A 7400-nucleotide genomic window follows, 5' to 3' on the forward strand; every position below is an offset into this window, starting at 1 on the left:
TGACCGAGCCCGATGATGGTAATGATGTCTTCCCCAGCGTAACTGTGCTGACTCATGGCTTCAAGCCTCCCTTTAGTGCTCCCTTTTTTGATAACCCTGGAATTCCTTCAGAGTTTTACCAACTGGGCAATAGTATTGCCAATGCAGGTGCTGAGGACAACGGTTTGATGATGAGGTACGACCTCGCTACTGGTTATTGGGTTCCTGTTACCAAATATGGAGCGGTTGCGCCAGATTTCCCAGCAGGTGAGAATCCAGAAGACGACGCCGACTATCTTACCAAGTTGGAGAGTTACATAGCTCCATACCTTGACAACAATCAACCGTTAGTGCTGCTGAATGACTGGTCGAACAATAATGAATCGGCAGCTCCTGATTCAGGTTTTAGCGAAGCAGTGGCAGATGCTTTCTTTACTTCTCTCGTGCAATTAGACCAACTGTTTATCGATGAAAATAGCACCGCAAAACAAGGAGCAATTTTAAACTCACCGCTGCATTTTGTTGGTTTCAGTCGGGGAACAGTTGTTAACAGCGAAATTATTCAGCGTTTGGGGACTCATTTTCCTGAAGCTGGTGGCAAAGAAAACTCTAATATTCGCGACCTTCAGATGACAACTTTAGACCCCCACGATTTCGACCAACCGGGGCTAAATGTGGTGACAGATAATTTCGGCGATTTCCGCGAACCGAAGGTTCAGGTTTGGGAAAATGTCACTTTTGCGGATAATTACTATCAGACAGTACCGGATTTATTAGGAGGTACGGTTTCGCCTGCGGGTCGGGATATTCCGAATCTTCCGTCTACTGAGGATAACAAAACAGCCCCCGGACTTCAGTTTCCGCGAGAAGGTTGGAGGTCAGAAAATCCCGATGCTACTGCTCCGCTGTTAGGAGAACCGGATTTGTCGGTTTTTCTGGGAACTAATAAAGATAACCCAGATTACAATAGCAGTCGTGCTGGGTTTACCAAGGAAACCGATCCTACTGTTGGTATTGCTGGAAGGGGAGCTGTACACGGACGTGTTTTGAGTTGGTACGGGGGGACATCAGATTTGTTTCCAACTAACTTCCCGTTCGATGAAAACTTAGATGCTAATCCTATTTTCCGCCGACGCGGCGATGGGTATCGCGAACCTTTGTTCGATAAGGACTTTTCATTTGGCGATATTGCGAACAATTCTGCTCGGGTTACACCTTGGTATACGCCGGAACACAGTTTTGAACATGGTGTTGATGCTGCTCCTTGGGAGGGAATTGGTACGGGGTGGTTTTATTCGGTTTTGGGCGGCGGTTCGGAGTTGCGGCCCCAAACGAATGTAGAGCGCATACCGGTAGATTTTGACAATACTTATGATGCCAGAATGCGGGGAGATTTTGCGGTTCCTACTTTGTTTAATGGCAATTTTGATGCGGTTTTTAATCCGCAGGGTGGTAATCGGACTATTTTTTCTGATGCGATTCCTGGCTGGTCTTTTCATAATGGCGAAACGTCAGCGAGCGTAACTACAAACAATCTTGTTGATGTAAATCAGCTATCTGCAACACAGGCTCCGGCTTTGCACGCAGAACTGGATAGGATAGGAGTAGATCGAACTCAAGCTAATTATGCTCTGAAGTTAGACTCAGGCAAAAGTATTACCCACAACCGTTTTGTTGTACCTGATTGGGGAAATTTACGCTTTGACCTCCATGTTCCCGAAGCAGAACTGAAACGAGGAAGAAATGTTTTGGTCACTTTGTCAGCAGCAGATGGAAGTCCTTTAGGCGTTTCATCATCCATCAACTTGACGCGAGCAAATCGTACACCAGGTGCTTATTTAGCAGACACCCAAAAGATTGATTATGGAATTGAAGGGTTTGAGACTTTCCAAATAGAGGTACCTGACAATTTGCGCGGTAAAGTAGCAACCCTCAAGTTTGAAGTAGTTGGTGGCGGTACTGTTTACTTAGATAATGTATTTTTCAAAAGTCAACATCTACTGTTTGGAAATCCCTCAGATGCAAGGAACACAACTGACCTTGACGTTGCAGATAGCAATAACTATTTGCTAGAGAAAGCACAGTTTGCCACTGCTTATGATGACAGCAGTAAAACTCCTAAATGGGTAAGTTGGCAAATGAATCGAAAGTGGCTGGGTGAAACTCCTCGCTCAAAAATAGACTTTATTGAAGATAAAAGTATTCCTGAAAGCTGGGGTCGGATCGTAGATAAAGACTACCGTGGCAGTGATTACTCAAAGGGGCATATGCTACCTTCGTCTCACCGCACCAATAGCGAAAAAGACAACATAGCCACTTTTCTGTTGACAAATGTAGTTCCACAGCATTATGATAATAACAATGATTTCCGAGGAGAAATCCCTGATAGTCCAGCATGGACAAGTTTCGACGGTTTTCTTAAACAGATTACTGAGACCGATCCAATTACTGAAACCCCAAAAGAGCTTTATGTTGTTGCTGGGGGTTATGGCAGCAATCTGAATCCGCAGCGTTTCAGTCATAACTCGAAGCCTAGCACATTAACAAACCCCCAAATTCTTACTAACAAAGGAATCAATATTCCTGGTTGGACTTGGAAGGTTGTACTGGATTTAGAGCAACCAGGACTGACTCCTGCTAATGTCACAATTGCTAACGCTGGAACTTATGGCATTTTGACACCCAACGAAGTTGAGCCAGATCATGTACCAACTAATCCAAATGGCACAGTGGGTAATAATGGAGATTTTCCGGTACCAGTTCCTCACCCTTTCAATAGTTTATTAGGGTTGAGTCTTCCAGACATACAAAACAAAGCTGCTTGGAGAAATTGGCAAACATGGAAGCTGACTGTTAACCAAGTTGAGGAATTGACTGGACTTGACTTTTTCTCAAATATTCCCGACGAGATTGAGGAAATAATCGAATCATAAGGCTGATGGTCTAGACATCAAACAAAGTAGCCTGGAAAGCTGACTTGGCTTACCAGGCTCTTGACTTTTAATGAAATTGAACTATATATAGCGAACCTAAATGATTTGTGCAAAGCAAAATATTTGAAAATGCTATCCAGCCAGCATTACTATTACACACTCTTACATAAATGATTTAGGTTACTCATAATTTTCATCTTCATTATTAATAGTTCCATCTGGCATGATGGTATCACTAAAAATCAAACGCCCCTTTGGACTGACTTGAAATGTTGCCCCCATCAAGTTGGCTCTGGTCAGGTTGGTACAATTCAATAGCGTACAAAACAAGCTGGCTTCTCTCAAGTCAACATCAATTAGGTCGCCTAAGAGTTGAGCGTAATCTAGGATAGCATCCCTCAAATTGGCACCAGTCAATATAGTCAGCGATAGGGTAGCAAACTCTAGGTTAGCACTGCTCAAGTTAGCACCGCTGAGATTAACATAACTCAAATCGGCTCTAGTCAAGTTAGCACCGCTGAGATTGATACCACTCAACTCATTCTGACCTGGTTGGAGGTCTTCGATGTATGTCACGTTAGCAACGTTTAAGTCAGCATGACTTAAATCAACTCCTGAGAAATCCCTTTCTCCCGCAGCGTATCGCCTATATAGTTCTTCAACGTCCATGTTGGATGTCCTGAATCTATTTACACTATCAATAATACTGCATTCACTAAATAGCGATCGCGCCTCTTTTTATATTAAATCAATTCCCCACCCTATTAAGGATAGAATCGAAGCAATGTTCAAGTTAACACCACTTAAATCAACCCTAGAGTAATCCCTTTATTCAGCAGTATATTGAGATTTAGGAGAAGACGACCTATGAAAGGATCGCTATTTACTGAAATGAGTGCCTCAGAATTGCTCGAACGTTATGCTGCTCTTGAGCGAAACTTTGCTGGGATTCGTGTTAGTGCGTTCATATATTTGGAAGGAGCAATCTTGAGCGATGCCAATTTTTCCGGGGCTGTTCTGCAGGGTTCGATGATTGGAACTGACTTCTCTCGAACTTACCTGATTGGAGCCGAATTGGCTGAAGTGTCTCTGGAGAACGCCATCCTGCAACATACCCGCTTGGATGGAGCTACCCTCGCTCAATCGATCCTCAGTGGAGCTGACTTGACTCATGCTTGTTTGGTACGTGCCGAGTTGGATGAAACCCTGGTGGAGAAGACCAACTTCTATCGCTCTAATTTGTTCGGTGCTTCCGGTGTAGACATCGAATACTGGCTGGAACAAGAATGTATTTTCTGCCACACTATTATGCCCGATGGCAGTGAGAGGAATGATGGGTGCCAACGTCTAGGTATTTGTGTGTATTAATTCACTTGGAGCCGCTGTAACAGCGGCTCGTGAACTTTCTTTATATTATTAAATCAAACAACGTAGGCGGGAAAACTTGCTAGGCCTACCAGGCTCTTGACTTTTAATAAAATTGAACTAATCTTCATCTTCATTAATACTGCATTTACTAAAGAGCAATATTAGCCGATCGCCCTTTTACCGCCTTTTACCCCTTTGAAGACTTACAACGAAGAAAACCTGGGACGACTGGCAGCGGAGTCAACATTACGATCGCTCGTAACTCAACTCTTAAATTCTGGAATGAGTCGGGAACAGGTAGCGCAAATGATGAATTTATCAACCGTGGAAGTGAGACGATTGGTAGGGGAAAACTTTTGTTCGATCGCACTTTTCCAAGATATCAAGAATAGTGCGATCGAATTATTGGACAAAATGAGAACAGTCAACAGTCAACAGTTAACAATTAACGAATGACTAGAGAGGCTTATTAGTAGGTTTAAAACCCTGCTTTTGAAAATAGGTTCGGAATACCTCTTGAGCAATTGGTGCCGCCGATACAGAACCAAATCCGCCGCCTTCAACTATAACTGCGATCGCAACTTCCGGTTTGTCAGCGGGAGCAAAACCCACAAACATAGAATTGTCAGGATGACCGGGCATTTCCACCGTCCCAGTCTTACCAGCACTTAAAGGAATAGTACCATCATTCATGCGTTTGCCAGTACCTTTTTTCACCACGTCAATCAATCCCTCGCGAACAACATTCAAAGTGGCAGGCTTAATACCTGTGGGAACTTTTTTGGTAATAGGAGTGTTAGTTTGAGAAGCCAATAAATGCGGCTGAACTCGATAACCGCCATTAGCAACAGTTGACACCATCACAGCCAATTCTAAGGGAGTACAAAGTACCAAACCTTGACCGATCGACATTGTTACCGTATCCCCAACATACCAATCTTCCCCATACATTTTCTGTTTCTCTGCTGGTACCGGAACTTGACCGTGATTGGCGGATTCCAACCCCAAAAGGTCTAAATTAATAGTACCGCCAATGCCCATTTTTTTAGCTGCTTTCGCCATTTCTTCGGGGCCGGCAGCCATACCTACTTGATAGAAAAACGTATTGCTGCTGTAGGCTAAAGCGTCGCGGAAACCGATAACGCCGTAACCGCCGCTGTGTTCGTTAAAAGAAATTCCGCCGATCGTAATTGAAGAAGAAGTGGCCACAGTCGAGTCAGGAGAAAACTTGCCCGACTCCATCCCCGCTATAGCAGTGACAATTTTAAAAGTGCTACCGACTGGATAACCTTGAACGGCTCGATTTAAAAACGGTTTTTCTGGCCCTTGCAGCCGCTCCCATTCTGTTTGAGTCACCTTGCGGGTGAAAATATTGGGGTCAAATGTCGGCCAACTAGCCATTGTTAAAAGAGCTCCGGTTTTTACGTCGATCGCCACAACTGCACCCAGGCGATCGCCCAAAGCTTTTTCTGCAGTTTTCTGCATATCTAAATCTAAAGTTAGCTGCACCGGTTTGCCGGGAATAGGGTCTTTTACACCTAAATCTTGGATTTCCTCGCCCTTAGCATTCACCTCGATTAAACGGTTTCCCCAAACGCCCTCTAAAGTTGAATTGGCTAATTTTTCAACTCCCATTTGACCCACGAGCATCCCCATCGGATATGCAGGATTAGCTTTTAATTGCTCTAAACTAGCTTCGCCGACGTACCCCAAAAGGTGAGCTGCTAATTGCTGGTGGGGATTGTCTCGGCTCGATTCTACGCGAATTTCAACTCCCCGCAAACTATTAGCTTGTTCTCCCAAAGCGACGAAAGTACCGACATCAATATCCTTACTAATTCGCACTGGCAGGGCCGATCTGTAGCCAGCGGCATCGATTTTTTTGACAATTTCGGCCGCGGGAAGTTTGACGATCGGGCCCAGTGTAGCGGCGATCTCTTGCCACTCCTTGGCCGATCGCTCTTTTGGCCACACATAGACCGATCGAGATACGCGGCTGGCCGCAAAAATTTTGCCGTTGCGGTCTAAAATTTGACCGCGAGTCGCTGGGACTGAAACAGGGCGAATACGGTTATTTTCCGCCCGCTGTCGGTTGTAGGCTCCCTGTATCAGTTGCAATTCGGCTAGACGAAATATTGGTAGCGCCATCAAGGTAGTGACGATCAGCATAAAAATCATAACTTGGAGCGATCGGCTGCGTTGCCGTGAAGCATTGTCCAAGCCATTTTTGTCGAATCGGACTTTAGAGTTAAAAGAAAAATCGCCAGCCATATTAATTAATCTGCTCTTTTTATTCAACTAACAGGTTGATACGGTTCCCATCCGGATTATTTTGCCTATGATACAGCGATTATAACTTCTCACTCTTTAGTGACAGACATAAATTCGGCCCGTTGGTAGACGAATCAGCCGGATTGCTTGATTAAGGTATATAAGATGTATGTTAAATATCAAGTTTTTTTGACAATTCAACTGTTAAGGAGGTACGAGCGCTGTGGAACCGATCGATTTTTTGATTGCTTGGCTGGTGACGGGTAGCAGCTTGCTACTGATTTCTCAACTGCCGATCGGCGTAGAAATTGACAGCACACCGAAAGCAGTAATTTCCGCTGCAGTTTTGGGAATGTTGAATGTTTTAATTTTGCCAATTCTGAAAGCAGTTTTTTTCGTGCCGAACCTACTGACGTTGGGGTTGCTTTCCGGCGCGTTTGCTTTTGTAATGAACGTGATTGTTTTTGCCTCGGCTGCGAAGCTAGTTGAAGGATTTAGTTTGCGGATGGGCCTTTGGAGCGCGGTACTGGGGGCGATCGCCTTGGCTGTAGTTAGCAGCTTTATCAACGGCGCACTAATTTAGCAACTTCCCCGGATAAAGGGCGATAGAAATCGCCCGATATTTCCCACCCTTAGCTGGCGCGTTTCGTGTGCCTACAACCGATTTCTATCGCCGAATATTTCTTCTCCCTTCTTCCTTCAATCCGTTACATCCGTTACATCCGTTACATCCGTTAAACAATCCGTTGCCGAACTTCCTTCAATCCGTTACATCCGTTACATCCGTTACATCCGTTAAACAATCCGTTGCCGAACTTCCTTCAATCCGTTACATCCGTTACATCCGTT

General features: G+C 44.6%; 6 protein-coding genes. 4 read left to right on the top strand and 2 right to left on the bottom strand.

Annotated elements, in window-relative coordinates:
* Positions 1 to 2912, top strand: a 2912-nt coding sequence (locus tag QUA88_RS21045; RefSeq protein WP_333273661.1) for a DNA/RNA non-specific endonuclease, incomplete at its 5' end; no start/stop codon positions are given.
* Positions 2913 to 3092: 180 nt separating this feature from the next.
* On the opposite strand, the gene QUA88_RS21050 is transcribed toward QUA88_RS21045, so the two are convergent.
* Positions 3093 to 3581 (bottom strand): pentapeptide repeat-containing protein, encoded by a 489-nt coding sequence (locus QUA88_RS21050; protein WP_333052292.1) that lies wholly within the window; start codon positions 3579 to 3581, stop codon positions 3093 to 3095.
* A gap of 198 nt (positions 3582 to 3779) precedes the next feature.
* On the opposite strand from QUA88_RS21050, the gene QUA88_RS21055 reads away from it, so the two are divergent.
* Entirely contained in the window at positions 3780 to 4280 is a 501-nt protein-coding gene (locus QUA88_RS21055) for a pentapeptide repeat-containing protein (RefSeq protein ID WP_333052290.1), read from the top strand.
* A gap of 195 nt (positions 4281 to 4475) precedes the next feature.
* On the top strand, positions 4476 to 4736 hold the full coding sequence (locus QUA88_RS21060; RefSeq protein WP_333052287.1) for a hypothetical protein: 261 nt from the start codon (positions 4476 to 4478) through the stop codon (positions 4734 to 4736).
* Here QUA88_RS21060 and mrdA read toward each other — a convergent pair whose 3' ends face one another.
* Positions 4737 to 6551 (bottom strand): penicillin-binding protein 2, encoded by a 1815-nt coding sequence (gene mrdA / locus QUA88_RS21065; RefSeq protein ID WP_333052285.1) that lies wholly within the window; start codon positions 6549 to 6551, stop codon positions 4737 to 4739.
* A gap of 223 nt (positions 6552 to 6774) precedes the next feature.
* Between mrdA and QUA88_RS21070 the strand changes: the two genes are divergently transcribed.
* Positions 6775 to 7134 (top strand): phage holin family protein, encoded by a 360-nt coding sequence (locus tag QUA88_RS21070; protein WP_333052282.1) that lies wholly within the window; start codon positions 6775 to 6777, stop codon positions 7132 to 7134.
* The last annotated feature ends 266 nt before the right edge of the window (positions 7135 to 7400 follow it).

The organism is Microcoleus sp. D3_18_C2, assembly GCF_036702395.1.
GTDB lineage: Bacteria > Cyanobacteriota > Cyanobacteriia > Cyanobacteriales > Microcoleaceae > Microcoleus.